The organism is Arthrobacter sp. UYEF21, from assembly GCF_040546085.1.
Lineage (GTDB): Bacteria > Actinomycetota > Actinomycetes > Actinomycetales > Micrococcaceae > Arthrobacter.
The window spans coordinates 114521-132768 of record NZ_JBEPNF010000012.1; the positions used below are offsets into that span (position 1 = coordinate 114521).

General features: G+C 64.8%; 20 protein-coding genes. 7 read left to right on the forward strand and 13 right to left on the reverse strand.

Translation table 11 applies throughout. The features are described from left to right. A complete protein-coding gene (locus tag ABIB27_RS13445) occupies nt 1–1530 on the forward strand; it encodes a sensor histidine kinase (protein WP_354216211.1) in 1530 nt (509 codons plus the stop codon). Nucleotides 1531–1695: 165 nt separating this feature from the next. Next, nucleotides 1696–1983, forward strand: a complete 288-nt coding sequence (locus ABIB27_RS13450; protein ID WP_354216212.1) for a WXG100 family type VII secretion target — start codon at nt 1696–1698, stop codon at nt 1981–1983. 5 nt (nt 1984–1988) lie between these two features. Here ABIB27_RS13450 and ABIB27_RS13455 read toward each other — a convergent pair whose 3' ends face one another. The 6 genes from ABIB27_RS13455 to ABIB27_RS13480 form a co-directional block, all read right to left on the reverse strand. Then, nucleotides 1989–3110, reverse strand: coding sequence for an RNase H family protein (locus ABIB27_RS13455; RefSeq protein WP_354216213.1), 1122 nt, complete (start codon nt 3108–3110; stop codon nt 1989–1991). A gap of 188 nt (nt 3111–3298) precedes the next feature. After that, nucleotides 3299–4927, reverse strand: a complete 1629-nt coding sequence (gene groL / locus ABIB27_RS13460) for a chaperonin GroEL (RefSeq protein ID WP_309820170.1) — start codon at nt 4925–4927, stop codon at nt 3299–3301. Nucleotides 4928–5219: 292 nt separating this feature from the next. Then, nucleotides 5220–6503, reverse strand: a complete 1284-nt coding sequence (locus ABIB27_RS13465; protein ID WP_354216214.1) for an ABC transporter substrate-binding protein — start codon at nt 6501–6503, stop codon at nt 5220–5222. Further along, complete coding sequence (locus tag ABIB27_RS13470; protein WP_354216215.1) at nt 6500–6706, reverse strand: cold-shock protein; 207 nt, start codon at nt 6704–6706, stop codon at nt 6500–6502. Before ABIB27_RS13470 ends, ABIB27_RS13465 begins: the two co-directional genes overlap by 4 nt. A gap of 168 nt (nt 6707–6874) precedes the next feature. Then, on the reverse strand, nt 6875–7501 hold the full coding sequence (locus ABIB27_RS13475; protein ID WP_354216216.1) for a LytR C-terminal domain-containing protein: 627 nt from the start codon (nt 7499–7501) through the stop codon (nt 6875–6877). Nucleotides 7502–7552: 51 nt separating this feature from the next. Beyond that, on the reverse strand, nt 7553–7882 hold the full coding sequence (locus tag ABIB27_RS13480; protein ID WP_502909215.1) for a DUF3263 domain-containing protein: 330 nt from the start codon (nt 7880–7882) through the stop codon (nt 7553–7555). Nucleotides 7883–8061: 179 nt separating this feature from the next. Between ABIB27_RS13480 and ABIB27_RS13485 the strand changes: the two genes are divergently transcribed. Then, nucleotides 8062–8832 (forward strand): uracil-DNA glycosylase, encoded by a 771-nt coding sequence (locus tag ABIB27_RS13485; RefSeq protein WP_354216217.1) that lies wholly within the window; start codon nt 8062–8064, stop codon nt 8830–8832. A gap of 14 nt (nt 8833–8846) precedes the next feature. Then, nucleotides 8847–9686: a siderophore-interacting protein gene (locus tag ABIB27_RS13490; protein WP_354216218.1), complete on the forward strand. Its 840-nt coding sequence runs from the start codon at nt 8847–8849 to the stop codon at nt 9684–9686. 48 nt (nt 9687–9734) lie between these two features. On the opposite strand, the gene ABIB27_RS13495 is transcribed toward ABIB27_RS13490, so the two are convergent. The 3 genes from ABIB27_RS13495 to ABIB27_RS13505 all read right to left on the reverse strand — a co-directional run bounded on the left by ABIB27_RS13495 (nt 9735) and on the right by ABIB27_RS13505 (nt 13739). Beyond that, complete coding sequence (locus ABIB27_RS13495; protein ID WP_354216219.1) at nt 9735–11222, reverse strand: threonine/serine exporter family protein; 1488 nt, start codon at nt 11220–11222, stop codon at nt 9735–9737. A 39-nt stretch (nt 11223–11261) separates the two neighbouring features. Next, complete coding sequence (locus ABIB27_RS13500) at nt 11262–12578, reverse strand: peptidoglycan bridge formation glycyltransferase FemA/FemB family protein (protein WP_354216220.1); 1317 nt, start codon at nt 12576–12578, stop codon at nt 11262–11264. An 87-nt stretch (nt 12579–12665) separates the two neighbouring features. Further along, nucleotides 12666–13739 (reverse strand): lipid II:glycine glycyltransferase FemX, encoded by a 1074-nt coding sequence (locus ABIB27_RS13505; protein ID WP_354254041.1) that lies wholly within the window; start codon nt 13737–13739, stop codon nt 12666–12668. Between the two features lie 156 nt (nt 13740–13895). Here ABIB27_RS13505 and ABIB27_RS13510 point away from each other — a divergent pair, with 156 nt between their 5' ends. Further along, a complete protein-coding gene (locus ABIB27_RS13510; RefSeq protein WP_354216223.1) occupies nt 13896–14441 on the forward strand; it encodes a TspO/MBR family protein in 546 nt (181 codons plus the stop codon). A gap of 129 nt (nt 14442–14570) precedes the next feature. Here ABIB27_RS13510 and ABIB27_RS13515 read toward each other — a convergent pair whose 3' ends face one another. Beyond that, a complete protein-coding gene (locus ABIB27_RS13515; protein WP_354254043.1) occupies nt 14571–15110 on the reverse strand; it encodes a TetR/AcrR family transcriptional regulator in 540 nt (179 codons plus the stop codon). A 14-nt stretch (nt 15111–15124) separates the two neighbouring features. Here ABIB27_RS13515 and ABIB27_RS13520 point away from each other — a divergent pair, with 14 nt between their 5' ends. After that, entirely contained in the window at nt 15125–15325 is a 201-nt protein-coding gene (locus ABIB27_RS13520) for a hypothetical protein (RefSeq protein WP_354216225.1), read from the forward strand. 123 nt (nt 15326–15448) lie between these two features. On the opposite strand, the gene ABIB27_RS13525 is transcribed toward ABIB27_RS13520, so the two are convergent. Beyond that, a complete protein-coding gene (locus ABIB27_RS13525) occupies nt 15449–15928 on the reverse strand; it encodes a Dps family protein (RefSeq protein ID WP_354216226.1) in 480 nt (159 codons plus the stop codon). A 202-nt stretch (nt 15929–16130) separates the two neighbouring features. On the opposite strand from ABIB27_RS13525, the gene ABIB27_RS13530 reads away from it, so the two are divergent. Then, nucleotides 16131–16607 (forward strand): DoxX family protein, encoded by a 477-nt coding sequence (locus ABIB27_RS13530; RefSeq protein WP_354216227.1) that lies wholly within the window; start codon nt 16131–16133, stop codon nt 16605–16607. Nucleotides 16608–16804: 197 nt separating this feature from the next. Here ABIB27_RS13530 and ABIB27_RS13535 read toward each other — a convergent pair whose 3' ends face one another. Together ABIB27_RS13535 and ABIB27_RS13540 are read right to left on the reverse strand one after the other, a co-directional pair. Beyond that, nucleotides 16805–17353, reverse strand: coding sequence for an AMIN-like domain-containing (lipo)protein (locus ABIB27_RS13535; RefSeq protein WP_354216228.1), 549 nt, complete (start codon nt 17351–17353; stop codon nt 16805–16807). A gap of 310 nt (nt 17354–17663) precedes the next feature. Beyond that, on the reverse strand, nt 17664–17966 hold the full coding sequence (locus tag ABIB27_RS13540; RefSeq protein WP_354216229.1) for a DUF4193 domain-containing protein: 303 nt from the start codon (nt 17964–17966) through the stop codon (nt 17664–17666). Nucleotides 17967–18248: the final 282 nt, after the last annotated feature.

An 18248-nucleotide genomic window follows, 5' to 3' on the forward strand; every position in this document is an offset into this window, starting at 1 on the left:
TTGCTGCAGCGGTGGAAGTCGGCCTCCCTGAGGTCCCAGCTGGTCGCCATCATCATGGCGCTGCTGATTGTTGCCCTGACCGCCACGGGCGCGGGCACCTTGACGCTGCTGCACAGCTACCTCGTGGGGCAGGTGGATGACAAGCTGTACGCCGCCGTCGACGTCGCCAGCAAGCAGCGTTCATTCACGCCGCTGCAGACCGCCACCAACCCAATGGTCCCCACCGACTATTCCCTCATACTCTTCACACCCGGCGAGCAAGCCGAGCCGTTCGGCGGCGATCCCCAGAACGGCCCCGACATCAGCAGCATTTCCGTCGAGGAAGCCCAGCAACGCGGCACCCAGCCCTACCAGGTCCGGGGCACTGAAGGCCAGAACTGGCGTGTGGTGGCAGTGACCGTCCTCAACGGCGGGCGCCTTGCCGTGGTGGTCATCGGCTTGCCCCTGCAAAGTGTGGACGACGTCCTGCAGCACGTCACCCTGGTGATCTGCGGCGTCGGCCTACTGACGCTCCTGCTTGCTTCCCTGATCGCCAGCTGGACGGTCTCCCGGTCCTTCCGGCCCTTGTCCAGGGTGGAGAAAACCGCCGCTGCTATCGCTGCCGGTGACCTGTCCCGGCGCGTCGAGATCGAAAATTCTTACACCGAGGTGGGACGGCTTGGAAACTCGCTGAATGCCATGCTCGCCCACATCGAGTCGGCTTTCGCCGGAAGGACCGCTTCGGAAGCCAGAATGCGCAGGTTCGCCGCCGACGCATCCCACGAGCTGCGCACACCGCTCGTGACCATCAGGGGCTTTTCCGAGCTATACCGGCACGGTGCTCTGGCCACCGACCATGACGTGGCCACTGCCATGGGCCGGATCGAGAGCGAGGCCAAGCGGATGGGCTCCATGGTGGAGGATCTTCTGCTGCTGGCGCGCCTGGACGAGCAGCGTCCCCTGCAGAAAAGACCTGTTGACCTGCAGCTGGTCGCCCATGACGCTGTTGTGGACACGCAGGCAAGCGACCGCACGCGTCCCATCTCGCTGATCGGGCTCGACGGCGGCCCCGCGGTTCCGGCGCCCGTACTCGGGGACGAGGCAAAGCTCCGCCAGGTGGTGGGGAACCTGGTGGGCAATGCGATGCGCTACACCCCCGAGGGCAGCCCGATCGAGCTCGCCGTGGGCGTGCGGCCTTCCGACGCCGGGCAACCCCTCGCCGTGGTTGAGGTCCGGGACCACGGCCCGGGCATCTCCGCAGAGGACGCGGCAAAGGTTTTTGAGCGCTTCTACCGGGCCGATACTTCGCGGACCCGCGAAACCGGCGGCAGCGGGCTGGGGCTCGCGATTGTGGCCGCCATCCTGGGGTCGCACGGAGGTTCGGTCCGGGTGGAAACGACCGACGGCGGCGGTGCCACCTTGGCGGTCAGCCTGCCTGTCCGGGTCGAAGCCCCAGAGGACGGCGAGCGGGCCGGCGAAGGCGCTGCCCGTCCCCAGTTACGCGGCCCCGCCGGCGACGGCCAGGACCACGGCAGTGTGGTCCGCACTTAATTAAGTGAACCCGGGCGCCGGTGTGGTTGGCGGCCACCACCCGTTATCCACATACAGCCGGAGACCGTGGCGGGCCCACCCTACGCGTCCGTAGGCTCGGTGCAGTGGCCCGGAGCAGCCGGGCGGGCAGCGGACGCTGTCCCACTACATCGAGAGGCATCAGCCATGAGCATCATTTCCGTCGATACCGACCTGCTCCAGCTCAAGTCAGCGAACGTCAAAGCAACAGTGGACCGGATCAGCGCCGACGTCCAGGCCATGAAACGGGGTTTGGACGAACTGCAGGCAACGTGGAGTGGCTCCGCGGCCAACAATTTCCAGTCCCTCGTCACGGAGTGGACCCTGACCCAGGGCAAGGTGGAGGCGTCACTGGCGTCCATCAACTTGGCTTTGGCATCTGCGGCGAACACTTACGCCCAGGCCGAGCAGGGCAATATGCAGCGCTTCAGCTGAGGCGGTCAGGCTTCGGGTGTCCCCTGATGGAACCGGAGCCGCCACCTGCCGCTGTCGAGGACCCACAGTGAGCTGCGGAGGACCGTGCCCGAGCGCGAGAAGCTTCGGTACGTCAGCAGGACCGCGCTGGTGCCGATACGGTCGGCGCCCAAGATTTCCAGCTCCGTGTGGAGTCCCGGGTCTTCCTCCAGTGCCATCATCATGGCATCCCGGGTCCAGACCCTGCCCGAGCTGCCGATTTCCATAAAGTCGGGGTGGAGGAGGACGCCGGTGCGGCCGATATCGCTCCTGGCGTCCGGCCCGGCCAGTTCTCGTTCGAGGGCCTCGACGATCGCCTCGGGGCTGGGTTCGGTTCCGGTGTCCTCCGCTGCGGTGAACACGCCGGTCTCCAGTTCACTGAAGAGGTCCGGCTCTTCGTATGGCGTCTGTCCGAAAGGGTTCTGCTGGGCAGTGTTCTTTTGGGCAGTGCTCTCTTGGCGAGTGTTCTGTTGGGCAATGCTCTGTTGGAGAGTGCTCTGCCGGGCACGGCCCTGTGCCGACGGGCCCTGTCCCCCAGTGCCTGCGGAAGCACCGGCGGGAGTGGGAGCGGCCGCGGTGCGGACAGCAGTACTGGCAGCGGGAGCAGAGGCTTGAGCCGCCGCGTGGCTGACTTCAACGGGGGCACCGGCGAAGCCGGGGCCGGAACGGGCTGCCACGCCCTGCTGGTAGGCGGTGGCTGCGGCACGGGCGCGCACGTCCGCTGCCTCGTTGAGGTCGTGGCCGGCGTGGCCCTTGACCCATTGCAAGATGTATTTGCGGCCCGCGAGTTCCCGGTCCAGTTCCTTGAGCAGCTCCACGTTCAGGACGGGCTTGCCGTCGGCTTTGCGCCAGCCCTTCCGTTTCCAGCCCGGCATCCACTTGGTGATGGAGTTGATGACGTACTGGCTGTCGCAGAGGACCCGCAGGTCTTCATCCGGCACGTGGGCGGTGGCGCGGAACAGGTCAAGGACGGCCATCAACTCACCCTGGTTGTTGGTGCCGTGCGGCCATCCCCCTGCGCGCCAACAGTCGTCGTTGACATACCATGCCCAGCCGGCCGGGCCCGGGTTTCCTAAAGCCGAACCGTCGGCTGCTGCTGTAATCGTCACGGTTCCATCCTGCCAGAGTTGAGCTGCGCACCTGTGCCGGGCCCGGACCGTGATGCTCTATCAGGCTTGGTTCTTAAACGGGACCTTTAGGGGCCAAACCTGATAGGGCATCGCGAGTTAAAGGCCGACGGCGGCCCCCACCGTTGGTGAGGACCGCCGTCGTGCGTCGTGCTTGGGGCAACTAGGGGCTAGAAGCCGCCCATGCCGCCCATGTCGTCGCCGCCACCCATGGCCGGAGCGTTCTTCTCCGGCTTATCGGCCACAACAGCCTCGGTGGTGAGGAACAGGCCGGCAATGGAGGCCGCGTTCTGAAGTGCAGAGCGGGTCACCTTGACGGGGTCGTTGATGCCGGCAGCCAGCAGGTCGACGTATTCGCCGGTTGCTGCGTTCAGGCCGTGGCCTGCAGGCAGGCCGCGGACCTTGTCCACCACAACGCCGGGCTCGAGGCCGGCGTTGAAGGCGATCTGCTTCAGCGGGGCGTCGATGGCAACGCGGACGATGTTGGCGCCCGTTGCTTCGTCACCCGTGAGGTTCAGGTTTGCGAACGCCTTGGCGCCGGCCTGGATCAGCGCAACGCCGCCACCGGCGACGATGCCTTCTTCAACAGCAGCCTTGGCGTTGCGGACAGCGTCCTCAATGCGGTGCTTGCGTTCCTTGAGCTCAACTTCGGTTGCGGCACCGGCCTTGATAACTGCAACGCCGCCGGCCAGCTTGGCCAGGCGTTCCTGCAGCTTCTCGCGGTCGTAGTCCGAATCGGAGTTCTCGATCTCGGCACGGATCTGGGAAACGCGCCCAGCGATCTGGTCGGCGTCGCCGGCACCTTCAACGATGGTGGTCTCGTCCTTGGTGACAACAACCTTGCGGGCGCGTCCCAGGAGTTCCAGTCCCGCGGTCTCCAGCTTGAGGCCGACTTCCTCGGCGATGACCTGGCCGCCGGTGAGGACGGCGATGTCGGCCAGTTGGGCCTTGCGGCGGTCGCCGAAGCCCGGAGCCTTGACGGCAACGGACTTGAAGGTGCCACGGATCTTGTTGACGATCAGGGTGGCCAGGGCCTCGCCCTCGATGTCCTCGGCAATGATCAGCAGCGGCTTGCTGGACTGCATGACCTTTTCCAGGACAGCAACGAGTTCCTTGACGTTGGAGATCTTGGAGTTGACGATCAGGATGTACGGATCCTCAAGGACCGTTTCCTGGCGATCGGTGTCGGTCACGAAGTAAGCGGAGATGTAACCCTTGTCGAAGCGCATGCCTTCGGTGAGTTCGAGCTCCAGGCCGAAGGTGTTGGACTCCTCGACCGTGATGACGCCTTCCTTGCCCACCTTGTCCAGGGCCTCGGCGATGAGGGCACCGATTTCATCGTCACCGGCGGAGATGGAAGCTGTGGCCGCAATCTCTTCCTTGGTTTCGATTTCCTTGGCGGAGGCAAGCAGCTCAACGGTGACGGCCTCTACGGCCTTCTCGATGCCGCGCTTGAGGGACAGCGGGTCAGCGCCGGCTGCAACGTTGCGCAGGCCTTCCTTGACCAGGGCCTGTGCCAGCACGGTAGCCGTGGTGGTGCCGTCGCCAGCGACGTCATCCGTCTTCTTGGCAACTTCCTTAACCAGCTCGGCGCCGATCTTTTCGTAAGGATCGTCCAGCTCGATCTCCTTGGCGATGGAAACACCATCGTTGGTGATCGTGGGGGCGCCCCACTTCTTTTCGAGGACGACATTGCGTCCACGCGGGCCGAGGGTGACCTTGACGGCGTCGGCGAGGATGTTCAGGCCCCGCTCAAGACCGCGGCGTGCCTCTTCATCAAATGCAATGATCTTGGCCATAACGGCAGTAGTCCTTTCGGGACAGTCGTTAAGAATGAACCTCACTGCAGTGCCCGCGACGGACGATCCTTCACCGGCGGCCTCTGTATGCCGCGGCTGGGGATCTCACTCCAGCTAGGTATTTCTTTCGCTCCACGGCCGGCACCAAGCTCCGAAACCGGCAGAAACCGGACGTTGCTTTAGCAGTCGGTACGTAGGAGTGCTAACTCAATAATTAGCACTCCCCACGTGAGAGTGCAAGCGAAAGCTTCTCTTTTCCGCTCTCTCACGGCGCGCCGTTCGCCACTGGCGATCAGGCCGCTGCCCGTCCTGCCGCCTCACGTCCGCTGAGCACGGCCCGGTTGTCAGGACCGTAGGTGAACACCATGAAGTTCGCCGAGGTGATATCTCCCTGGGCGTCGAAGGCAATCGGCCCCGATTCGCCGTCGTAATTGATCTTCGCCCCGGACTTCAGGACCGCCAGGCAGTCGGAATACGACCTGCACGGCTTGCCGGGCTGCCCGGCGCTCCCCCCGCCGGAAGAGCCACCGGCGGTGCCACCGGACACCGCGATCAGATTGGCCGCAATGGAGCGTCCGGCATCGTCATCAGCCGTCACCGCCGCCAAGGCCGCCAAATTCACGGCGTCGTAGGCCTCCGCCGCGAATGACAGGTCCTTCAACGCCGGGTTCACTGCCAGCAGCCGGGCCTGGAAATCTGCCGAAACAAGCACCCGGGGCACTACGGTGCGGGCTCCATCAAGGGCCTTTAAGCCGAGTCCGGGCCCGTACTGAGCGAACGCACCGTCACTGAGGATGAGTTTGCTGCCGGACAGCCCGGCATTGTTGAGCTCCTCGAGGGCGCCCTGGGCACCGTCCCGCGCGATCAGCACCACGGCGTCGGGCTTTGCCGCCTGGGCGACTGCGGCCGCCTGTAGCGCAGCACCCGGCTTGAATGCCGAGGTGCTGACCGTTTCCAGGCCGGCGTCTGTAGCGGCTGTCGTCACCGCGGCGGAGACATCCTTGCCGTAAACGCTGTCCTGGTGAATCACGGCAATGCTCTTGGCTCCGCCGTCCTTGGCAAGCTTTACCAGCACGGAGGCCTGGGCGATGTCAGCCGCGGCCGTCCGGAAGTAGTAGCCGCCGCTCTGGTAGGTGCTCAGGGCGGCCGCCGAGTTGGCCGGCGAAATCAGTGGAATCCTGTCAGCGGAGAGGACGTCGATGGCAGCTGCCGCATGGCTGGAATCAGTGGGTCCAATGACCACGTCGGCCTTGGCTGCGGTCAGGTTCGTGGCCTGCGATCCGGCGTCGGCCCCGGCCCCGATTATCAACTCAACAGGTTTGCCCTTGTGGCCGCCGGCGGCGTTGATGTCCTTCACGGCAAGCTCGGCGGCCGCCCGCTGTGAGTCGTTGAGGAAGCTCTGCTCCCCTGCACTGTCCTGTATCAGCCCGATGCGCAAGGCGCCGTCGCCGGAGGCTCCAACCGAGTCCAGCCGGGCGTTGCCTCCGGCGGCACCTGCACAGCCGGCCAGTGCCAGCAGGAGTGCCGCAGCTGTGGCGGTCCGCACAATTGGTGAACGCAGGCTGCGGGATTTCACGCTGCGGGCCGGACGCTTTCGGCCTGCGGGCCTTTCTCGCCTTCGCCGACTTCAAGCTCGACGCGCTGCCCTTCATTGAGGGCACGGTAGCCTTCACCATCGATGGCCGACCAGTGCACAAAGACATCGTCCCCGGAGCTATCCAGGGTGATGAAACCATAGCCTTTTTCGGCGTTGAACCACTTAACGGTTCCCAATGCCATGATGTCCACTCTTTCCGTAGTGCCGACGGTCCACTCCGCTGTGTGCGGCGTTTTACGGACCTACGCCTGAAATCACTCTAGCCACAAGCCGCCCTGCAGGCCGGGCTGCACGGCCGCTCCGGAGCCCAAAAGTTATTCACGCGTAACCGGGACGAGGGTTGCGGGGGGTTACCGGTAGCCCGGCCCCAGGACCACAACTAGGGGGACCTGGAACTCCTGGCTATTGACCAGAGTGGGAATGCCCAGGAGGGTGGCGAGCGCTTCGGCGTTGGGCTGCTGTGCTGCGCCGGAATAGTAGATGGCGGAGTTCTGCCGCGGAGCGCCGGTCCAGTTACCCACGGGCCCCAGCGTCCAGCCGTCATTCCGGACCATCGCGCTGACGCGTCCGGCGAGCCCGGCGGTTCCGGCGCCGTTGTACACGGCAACGCCCTGGGCCTTGTCCAGGACAGCGGCGGGCAGTTCGGTGGCGGACGGCGAGGGCGAGGCTTCGGGCTCAGCTTCCGGGCTCGCCGACGGTTCGGAACTCGGGGCCGCATGTTTGCTTGCCGACGGTGCCGCACTTGCTTCGGGCGACGCAGGCGCTTCCAGGCTCGTGGCGAGTTCACTGCCGGCCTGGGTGAAGCCGAGTTTGGGAAGGATCAGGAAGGAGACCAATCCGATGGCCAGCGCCAAGATTCCGACGGCAAGGATGGGCCAGAGTTTGCGCCGGACCGGCGCCGAGGCCGTGCGGTGGACGCCTTGCCTCGATGCGGTCTCCGGAACTTTGTCGAATTCATCCCGAGCGTATTTGGTCATGGTGCAGAGACATCCTTGCTGATTACTGCTGATGGCTCAGCACGAAGTTGGTCAGGCGTCGGAACCCAGGCGGCGTGCAGTGCGCGCCCGGTGACGCGACGTACGTAGTCTACGCAATCTCTTGACCAGCATGGGGTCGTGGGCCAGCGCAGCCTCGGAATCAATGAGGGCATTCAGCAGCTGATAGTAGTGCGTGGCGGACAGATCGAAGAGTTCCCTGACTGCCTGTTCCTTGGCTCCGGCGTACTTCCACCACTGCCGCTCCAGGGCCAGCATCTGCTGGTCACGCTCGCTCAACGGGGAGTCACGAACGGCGAAATCTGCCAGCAGCGGACTCCGCTCGGAGGGCTCCGCAACGTGTTCCTGAGCAGGCTCCGCCACGGCACTTCCCTTCGCTGGTGAGGTTGAAAATCTCATCCCATGTTACGGCGCAAATAACATCGTTGTCATTTTCGCTTCTCGGATTTTTTGTCCACTTATTCGGGTTTTTAGGTCTCCGATTCGCCGTTATCTGGACAAAAACTCCGAGGGGCGGCGCCGATCCCTGCGAGAATGGGACGGTGTTTGAATCCGACGCCCTGTTTGAGTTCGCGGCGGAGCCGGCTGATGCCGTGGGCTTCGCCGACCTCGCCGCGCTGCCGTTAGCGGCGCTGATGGCTGCCGACTGGGCGGTTGCGCTGGAACCGGTTGAAGCTGAGCTCCGGGACGTCCTCACTTTCCTTGCCGCCGAAGTCGCAGCCGGGCACGAAGTCCTGCCATCGCCGTCGAACGTCATGCGCGCCTTCAGGCTGCCGATGGCTGACGTTAAGGTCCTGATCGTGGGCCAAGACCCCTACCCGACGCCGGGCCACGCGATCGGACTTTCCTTCGCCGTCGACCCGCGGACGCGCCCCATCCCCCGAAGCCTGGCGAATATCTACCGCGAACTGGAGGCCGATCTCGGCATTCCCGCCCGCATCCACGGCGACCTGTCCACGTGGGCCGCCCAGGGCGTCCTCCTGCTGAACCGCGTCATGAGCGTCCGGGCCGGGGCCGCCGGCTCCCACCGTGGCAGGGGCTGGGAGGCCATTACGACGGCGGCAGTCACCGCAGTTGCCAACCGGTGCGCCGCCGACGGCGGCAGACCGCCGCTCGTGGCGGTGCTGTGGGGCAGGGATGCGGAGGGTGTCCTTCCCCTCCTGCCCGGCGCGGCGGTGGTCTCCAGTGCGCACCCGAGCCCGTTGTCGGCCTCGCGCGGCTTCTTCGGCTCCAAGCCTTTCAGCACCATTAATCAGTTGCTGCGGGAGCAGGGCTCGTCCGGCGTAACGTGGGAGCTCCCCCAGGTCGTCTAGCTTAGGGTTACCTTATGAGCACAGTCCCGGCCGCCACGAGCGCAATGAAGTCCACACGTCCGCAGATCGACCTCACGGTGATCCGCCGGGAAGAACTCTCGACCCACATGGTGAGGATCGTGGCCGGCGGCCCGGGTTTTTCCACCTACGTGAACAACAGCTTCGTGGACCGCTACGTGAAGATTGTCTTCCCGCAGCCCGGCGTTGGCTACGCCCAGCCCCTGGACCTGTGGACCATCCGAGAAACCATGCCTCGCCAGCAATGGCCGTTCACACGCACCTACACGGTCCGCTGGGTGGACAACGCCGCCCAGGAACTCGCGATTGACTTTGTAATCCACGGGGACGAGGGACTGGCCGGGCCCTGGGCTGCCGCCGCCAGGCCCGGCGACACCTTCACCCTTACCGGCCCCGGCGGCGCTTACAACCCGTCGTCCGACGCCGACTGGTACCTCTTCGCCGGGGACGAGGCCGCCCTGCCGGCCATCGCCGCAGGCATCGAATCGCTGCCGGCGGAGGCGCGTGGCCTGGCCTTCATTGAGGTGGACGGCGACGCCGACATCCAGCCCATCGATGCCCCGCCGGGCGTCCAGGTCTCGTGGCTCCGCCGCAACGGCGCGCCTGCCGGCACCGGCGATCTCCTTGTATCGGCAGTGGCCGACGCCGACTGGCCCGCCGGCCGGGTTGACGTTTTTGCCCACGGCGAGCGCGGCTACATGAAGGCCCTGCGCGACGTGTTCTATGTCCAGCGCGGCCTCGAGCGGAGCCAAGTGTCATTGTCCGGATACTGGGCCAAGGGAAGGGTGGAGGACGACTTCCAGGCCGAGAAGAAACTCCCCGTAGGGAAGATCTGAGCAGTCTCAGCGCAGCAGGCGCCCGCCCGCGAATAAACTTCGGGCGGCTTAACGCCGCCGGGCCCGGCGCCGCTCGTTGCTGGCCAGGCTGCGTGTCAGTGGACGCGCCAGCGTGTCCCCGAGGACAATGCCGGCCGCCGTGCCCAGGACAATTGCCCCGGCGTTGAGCATCCCCCCCGCGCCCAACAGGATTTCGGATTCCTCGATGGTCAGGACGTACATCGACCGGAAGATGGTCAGGCCGGGCAGCAGGATCAGTGCCGCCGGAACGGCCACCACCAGCTGGGGTGCGCCCATCTTCAGGGCCACCACCCTCGCCAGCAAGCCAATCACGACGGCGGCGAGCGCCGGGGAGAACCGGTCGCCGACGCCGAGCGAACCTGCTCCCAGAAGGACAAAGTAGCCCACCACTCCGACGCCTGCGGTGGGCAGCAGCAGGTCCCAGGAGGTCTGCTCCGTGACGCCGATGGCCATCACGGCGAGGGCGATGAAGATCACCAGGACCCACGCATCATAGGCGGCCGGGAACGTCTGGGTGACATCGATGGCCTGCATTCCGGTCATCGCGCCCACCACAAAGGCCACCGCGATGCCGGCCACAATGGCGCCGAAGGTCAGCAGGGTGGACAGGAAGCGGCCGGCGGCCGTTACGGGGAACCCGTTGATGGCGTCCTGGACGGAGGAGACCAGGCGCCCGGTGGGGAGGAGCAGGAGGATGCCGCCCACCACCACGATCGCCGGCGCATTGGTGAGGCCGAAGCGCCACAACAACAACGCGGTGAGAGTAACGGCGAAGGAGCAGGCCGCCGTCGTAAAGAAGTCCGGAACCCGCCACCGGCCCAGCTGGCGCGCCAACAGGCTGACGCCGAGGTTGGCCACAAAGGCGATGGCCGAGGACGCCGGCCCCCCGCCGAGGACGCCCACGAAGACTGCAGCGAAAACGCCGAAAGCCATGGTGACCATCCAGCGCGGGAACGGTTTGGGGCTGGTGATGGCCTCGTCCAGCCGGCGGATGGCCTCATCGCGGCCCAATCCCCCGGCCACGATGTCGGTGACCAGGCGGTGGACTTTGGCCAGGCCGGCGTAGTTGTTGGTCCAGGACCGCACCACCCGAAGCAGCGCGATGGGCGGCTGATCTTTGGGGGCGTAGTTGATGGCCACCGACTGGTTAGTGATGTCCACTTCGATATTTTTCAGGCCCAGCGCCGCGGTAACGGCAATGATGCTCGTCTCCACCTCCAAGGCGCCCGCCCCGTACCGGAACATGGTCTCGGCCAGGTGCAGGGCAAAGTCCAGGGTCTTGCGGGCGGAAGTGTCCACGCCGCCCACCTGGATCATGGGGTTGGCGTAGGGGCTCCCGGCGAGCCTGTCCACGATACTCAGTGGCGCCGTCGGCGGATTCTCCCCCTGGACCAGGCGCCGCAGCATCCGTTTGGCCGCCGCGTCCTGGCGAAGCTGGGAGGGCGACAGGGGCTCTGTCTTGGGCAGGCCGTCACTATGGGGCTTGCCTCGGGAATGTTCAGGACGTTTGGTCACGTTGGTCCTCCTCCCTATATGACGCTTGGTGGGTTGGTGTTATGCCTGCCGCTTCCGCGGCAGTTTGCCGAGCAGGATGCGGGCTGCGGCGACAGCTGCGCGGCCCAGGCGGTTGGCCTGGAACGCGAAGGGCCGCACCGGCATCACGAAGTCGCCAAGCAATTGGACCACGTCCCCGCCGAAGCCCTTCTTGAACTGGTAGCCGCCGTGGCCTTCCTCGTCCTGGCCCTCGATGCCAAAAGTGCCGTAGAAGTTGTAGCGGGCGTAACCCTTCTCGAGTCCGTGGAGCATCATGCCCCAGTACAGCGAGGTGGCGCCGTTGAAGTAGATGTAGTCCTGCTTGGTGCCGCCGATCACGCAGACTACTTCGTCGGCGTAGCAGACAAAGTGGATGGCGGCCACGGTAGCGACGCCGACGGAATCCGGGAACCGCTCAATGTCCTTGAGGCTGCGCTCATAGCTGTCCGCGAGGTCCTGGACCACCTTGAGTCGGTTCGCTTTCTTCTTGCTGCCGGTTTCCTCGATCTCGCGGCGCAGTTCGGCAGCGGACGCGGACTCGGCTTCAAGCCGTTCGGTGATGGACTTCCGGTACGCGGGAATGTCGATTTTGGCCATCATGAGCTTGGTGAACTCGGGCGAGGTGGTCCGCAGGAGGTGCTCGTAGTATTCGCGCTCCCGGTAGACGAAGCCCTTCTCGTCCCCGGCGGTGCTGAGCGCGTTGTAGAACTCATCCAGGGTCGCCAGAGTGGCTTGTTCCAGGAACACGCCGTTCTTCTCGGCCTTGCGGATGGCCTTGCGGGTCCGGTAGCTGGTGCTCATGATCAGCTCCTCGGAGTCCTTGATGCCTTCGAGATTCTTGATGAACATCCAGTTGACGTTGACGAAGTCCATCTCCGAGCCCTGGTGTTCAAAGCTCAGGCGCCCCAAGTCGGCCACGAGCGGCCTGTTGTCCGTTAGCTCGGGGTGCTCGGCGCCGTCTTCATCACGGGCGATGTACGTCAGGTTCGGCGAAATCCGCAGTTCAGCGGCCTTGCGGCCCGCGGCGCGTTCTTTGAGAAGCCCGACGACGTCGCGCACCAGAGCCGCGTCCGTGTAGTCCATGAGGGGGCCCTTGGCGCACTCGCACACCGTGTAGCCCCACCGGGTGGTGGTGTAGTTCAGTTTGCCGGCGGCCACCAGTTCGCCGTCGCGCCTGACACCGAACAGTTCCACAGCCTGGCCGCGGGCACGCTGGAACCTGGCGAAGTCAACGGACTGGATGAAGCTGTTCTGCGGGTGGCTGAGTGCGAAAGTCTCGAATTCCGCATCGCTGAGGACGCCGAGCTGGAGCCCGGCTTCTGCCTTGGTTGGATTCACGGAAGTAACCTCATCTGTGGCTGCGCCGCCGGGTGGGGCATGCGCTGGCATTCGTGGTGGGCGGTGGTGTGTGTTGCTAGGGCGCTGTCAGTAGAACTGCTGGCCGGTGCGGGCGGTTTCGAGCCGGCGGAAGATCCGTTCCGCACCCTTGACCCACAGGGCGTACCGGACCGGGGCCAGGACGAAGTCATGGCAGCCGACGAAGTCCGTGACCGTTTTGGTGAAGCTCGTTTTGAACATGCCCATGCCGTACAGGTGATGGGCCTTGTCCTTGATCTGGGCCGCCGGCGGGGTCCCGCAGAAGTCGTACTCGGTGCAGCCGAGTTCCTGCATGCGGCGGATGGCCGCCCACTGGACCAGATGGGAATCGCCGTACTGCTTGCGGTTCTGGGTGGAGCCGCCGTCCTTGTAGGTTGCCTTGGCACCGTAGTTGATCACGAAGGCACCGACGCTGGGTTTGCCGTCCTCCTCCACGAAGAAAAACCGGCCCAGGCCGCGGTTGCAGAACTCATCCCAGAATTGGGCGTAGTACTCGTAGCTGCGCAGGGGCATGGAACCCTTGGCATTCACGGTGTCCGCCATGAGCTCATAGAGTGCCCGGTACGTTTCCGGGCTGCTCTCGCGTTCCAGCACCTCGCAGCCTTCGCGTTCGGCGCGTCGGATCGCGTTCCGGGCGCGGGACGAAATGGCGCGGAACACCTCGTTATCCGGTGCGGCGGTGTCCAGCAGCGCAGTGGAGTCATTGGACTGGATGTTGGGTGCCTTCACCAGACCGGCGGCCGCGAGCTGTGCCTGGACTTCCGGCGAGGAGATGATGTCCGGTTCAATCTTGATGCTGAACACGTTGAGCTTGCGGCTCCGGGCGAACACGGCGCAGGCATCCAGGGCTGGCTTGAGGTCGGCGACCGATTCAAGGTCCGGCCCCTTGATCAGGTACCAGAGGCGGCCCAGGACGGGGAACTTTTTCTCCAGGACCAGGTCGTAGCTGGACGTTCCGCCCGACTCCAGGACAAGGAAGCGGACACTCCAGCCGCTGCCCTTCTTCACGGCCGCGTAGGCCGCAGACTGCAGCATGTTGCCGCCGCTGGGGTTGGCGGTGACGTGCTTGTCCCAGTTCTCAATTTCCTCCGCTGTGGCAAAGCGGGCGGTGAATTCTCGCAAGGGGGCAGTGTCCAATCTCAGGGTTTTGTTCGCGGTTCTGTTCTCGTGGCTGCGTGCGGACATGTAGCCACAAGTCTAAAGCCTGATCCGGTGCGGCCGTTCCAGCAGGGCCCGTGGCGGCTTGACTCGCAGGCCCCGCTTCGCAAGGGTTGACACATGAAGTTACGCCCGGAAAAGTCCGTCGAGAGGCACAGGGATGCCAGCCTGAAACGCGGGCCCGGCGCCCAGGCGGTTGCGCTCCTGCTGTTCCTGGCAGCCTCCGCGCTGGTCGCGTGGCTGGGTGCGTTTGCCACCATCAACAACGTCAATGGCTGGTATGTCGGCGCTGACAAAGCCCCCTGGTCGCCACCCAACTGGCTGTTCGGCCCGGTGTGGACAGTCCTCTACACGGCCATGGCGGTGGCCGCCTGGCTGGCCTGGCGCCGCCACAGTCCGGCATCCCGGCCGGCGCTGGTCATATACGGCGTGCAGTTGTGCCTCAACCTAGTGTGGACGCCCACTTTCTTCAGCCTGTATCCGCTGATCGGCACTTCTGCTCTCTGGCTGGCATTTGCCATCATCCTGGCGCTCATTGTGGCAGTGACCGTTACGGTGGTCCGCTTCGGCTCCATCAGCCGGCCGGCCGGACTCCTGTTGTTGCCTTACATCACCTGGATTGTGTTCGCGTCCTCGCTCAACCTTTGGGCCGCGTTGAACAACTAACCCGGTTCCGCAGCGTGGCCCCGCACACAGGAGGGCCGTCGAATTCTGCACCATCATTCCGGTGCTGGGCGCCGCCGCCTACGGATATAGGCGGGCCGCACCAGGGCCCGGCCGAACGATTGAGCAAAATCAGCTGCGGAGCCGCTCCACCGCGGCCAGGAGCACGTCCCCGTCGCCCTTCAGGCCATCCGAACTCGACGCCGGCCCGCCTTCCCACATGGCGTTGAGATACAACCCGTCCCCCATATACAGCACGGCCTTGGCCATCCCGCTGCCAACGTCCGCGGCGATCAGGTCCAGCCACTGCCGCTGGATGGCAGCGAACCGGCGCCTGGCCTCCACATGGGCCACTTCCGCCAGCCGGCTGGCGGCGAGGAAGGAGCGGTCCATCGGCGAGTCGGACCAGAGCGAGGACCGGATGAAGTAGGCCGCCGCGCCTTCCGGCGCCGCTGCCATGAGGGCAAGATCCTCCCCGGCGAGGGAATCCAGACGCTCCAACATGGCTGCGATCAGCGCTTCCTTATTAGGAAAGTGGTACAGCAGGCCGCCTTTGGACACGCCGGCCCGCTTGGCCACGGCATCCAACGTGGCAGCCCGCTCCCCCACGCCGATCAAGAGGTCTTCAAAAGCGTCGAGGACAGCATCGCGGGCTACGGGTTTCCTGGGCATGGCTTCCATCATGCATGGTCGGCACCCCAACACTCGCGGGAGCCATGGAGCTGGCGGCGGGCCTGCCTGCTCCGCTCGGCGAGGGGCTCCGCGCAGCGGCGCGCCTCGCCTTTCATTCGGGCGTCCACATCACTGCCGCAATTGCGCTGGTACTGATGGCCGGCGCGGCGGCCATCAGCGCCGTCGCACTCCGGAAGATTCCGACGGCGGACTAGGCACTGCGGCGCGGCTCCGGCGGGCGCGGCGCGGTCGCACAAGTGGGCCCGGTGACGGAAAAGGTACCGGCACCGGGCCGTCCGTGCGCCACGGCGGGCAAAGCCAAGGCGCGCGTCGGACTGCTACTTCGCGTCGGGCGCAGTGACGCTTGCCGAGGCCTTCATGGTCTCAGCGTTAACCATCCACGCGTACTGCTCCAGTTTGGCGATGAATTCGTGCAGCAGGTCAGCGGTGGTGGGATCCTCTTCTTCCACCTCGTCATGGACCTTGCGCATGGTCCCTACCGCAGCCTCAAGCGCAGCCACGATCCGCTCGATGGCGTCCTTGGTGCTAATGAGACCCTCGGGGAACTGAGCCAGCGAGGTGGACTTGGCCACGGTGGCGCTGCGGCCGTCCGGCAGGGCATGGAGGGCACGCATCCGCTCGGCCATGTCGTCCGCGAACGCGCGCGCGGCATCAACGATTTCGTCCAGCTGCAGGTGCAGGTCCCGGAAGTTGGTTCCCACGATGTTCCAGTGGGCCTGCTTGCCTTGGATGTGCAGCTCGATCAGGTCGGTAAGTACGGCCTGCAGGTTGTTGGTCAGGGTCGGTGAAGCTTTCATGAATCCTCCTCGATTGGTCCAGTAATACCGACGCTATCAGTCCGGCCGGGGCCGTGACATCTGGACAGACACGATTTCTCAGTAAGCTTACTAAGCTGTCCGGCAGCGCCCAAGGGTGGGCTTCATCGCGGCCCTCCTGTACTCCACAGGCAGGAAGTTACCAGCAGGTAGACAAGGCGCGAATTCATGCTACGTTTCACTCGTGACCCGTAACCGGACAGCACTGACCCGCCTCCTCACCCGCCCCGCCGGGAAGGTCACGGTGCCGCGGCTGATCGGCGCATTCGCCCTGGGCGGTTCGCTGGCCTTCGCCGGCATGAGCCACCTCACCGTGGCGCGGCAGGAATTTCAGGCGCAGGTCCCGCCCTGGTTCCCGCTGGACAAGGACTTTGTAGTGCTGGCATCCGGCGTGGTTGAAATCAGCCTTGGCGCCGCATTGATCGCCCTGCGGAAGCGCCGCGTCCCGGTGGGGCTGCTGGCAGCAGCGTTCTTCATCCTGATCTTCCCCGGCAACATCTCGCAGTATATGACGGGGGCGGACGCCTTCGGATTGAACACGGACCGTGACCGGCTCTTGCGGTTGTTCTTCCAGCCAGTGCTGGTCGCGTGGGCGCTGTGGTCCAGCGGAGCGTGGAGGGAACTGCGCACCGCCCTGCGCAAGGGCAGCCGCCCGGCCTAGCTCCGCCGTCGGACTTCACAAAATCCGATACCGCCCATCAGCGGCTGGTTGCTCTGCCGTGAGCGTGCAAACCTGTCGCGAGCGTGCGAGCTTTGCCGTGAGCGCACAAGGCGCCTTGCCCGGAAGGCATCCGGGCAAGGCATCCTGTTGGGGTTTCCCATTTTGTCCTCAACGGCATTTCGTCGGCGCACTGACCGTCACCAGAAGTGCGCTACATCCACCACCAGGCGCGATCCGGAACCAGGGCCAGCCATGGTGAAGGCCCGGAACGGGAGTCGGGCGCGGACGCCCAGGCCGATGCTCGTGTAGCCTTCGAAGCTGCCTGCAGAAGCCACCTGACGGAAGGTCTGGTAGCCCGAAACGTCGGACAGTTCGGCCTTAGCCGCCGGGCTGTACGTGACGTTGCCATTGCTGTCATAGGACGGTGCGTTCACAGTTACCTGGAGGAATGCAGAACCCAGCAGCGGGATTTCAAAACCTGAACCGTCCTGGACCACGACCGGAACATACCGAACCGTGTAGCCGGCAACAGGGCCGTTGAGATCAACCACCATCCTGTCGAAGCAGTAGTGCTGCCCCGTCCGGACATTGGTGACGGATGCGGTGCTCATCGCCGGGTCTGTTTCAGCCAGCGACCCCCAGGCGAGTCCGCAATACGATGTGGCTGCCGAGGCGGGCCCCGGAGCCAGGAAACCCAATCCGACAGCCATCAGAATGACTGTCAGCCACGTGTGAATCTTTTTCATTGTGGGCCACCCTTCGAGTGATTAGGTAGCTCAAGCGTAGGAGCATCGAAGGCCTTTAGGCAGGGTTGTGGCCGCTTCGGCACGGAACCGTTAAACGCGGCTGCCGCGGGTCACGCCGGAGTACTTCGGCGGCGCAATTGGAGCAGAAAGAAACGCTTTTAACACCATTTCTGCACTCCACCGTTACTCGTGATAACGACGCCGGGCCGGCCCCGCCCGGGTGTTCCGCACCAGCCGCCGTGAAGACGCGAATGCCCCGTCGGGCCGGACCTGACGGGGCACTTTTTCACGCTGCAGGGCGTGGAATCTTTCAGCCTTCGCATTCGATGCAGTACTTTATGCCGTTCTTTTCACGCGCGACCTGGGACTGGTGGCGGACCAGGAAGCATGATGCGCACGTAAACTCATCGGACTGCTCGGGAACAACAACAACGGTCAACTCTTCGCCGGAGAGATCGGCGCCGGGGAGGTCAATACCCTCAGCCGTATCGGTCTCCTCGACATCGATGACTGCGGTCTGGGCATTTCCGCCGCGGGATGCCTGCAGGGCCTCCAGTGATTCGGCGGAAGACTCGTCATCCGTCTTGCGTGGAGCGTCGTAATCGGTAGCCATAACGGGGTTCACTTTCGTTGCTGCGCGGCACCATTTCAGGCGCCTCAGTGAAGCAGTTTAGGTCATAAGACCGGTAGTTAAGCAATAGCCCGCGAAACCGGACAGATTCTATTGGCCAGCGCGGGGTTAAGCTGCAGTAGCCAGCATTCCATGTTGGGCCCGGGGGAGGCATCGTGGCCGCCAAACTCAACCGCAAAGCATTGAGCCATGCGCGCAAACTCATTGCGACTGGAAAAGTTGAACGCGATGTCCGCGATGACTGGAGCGAACATGCCCCGTCTG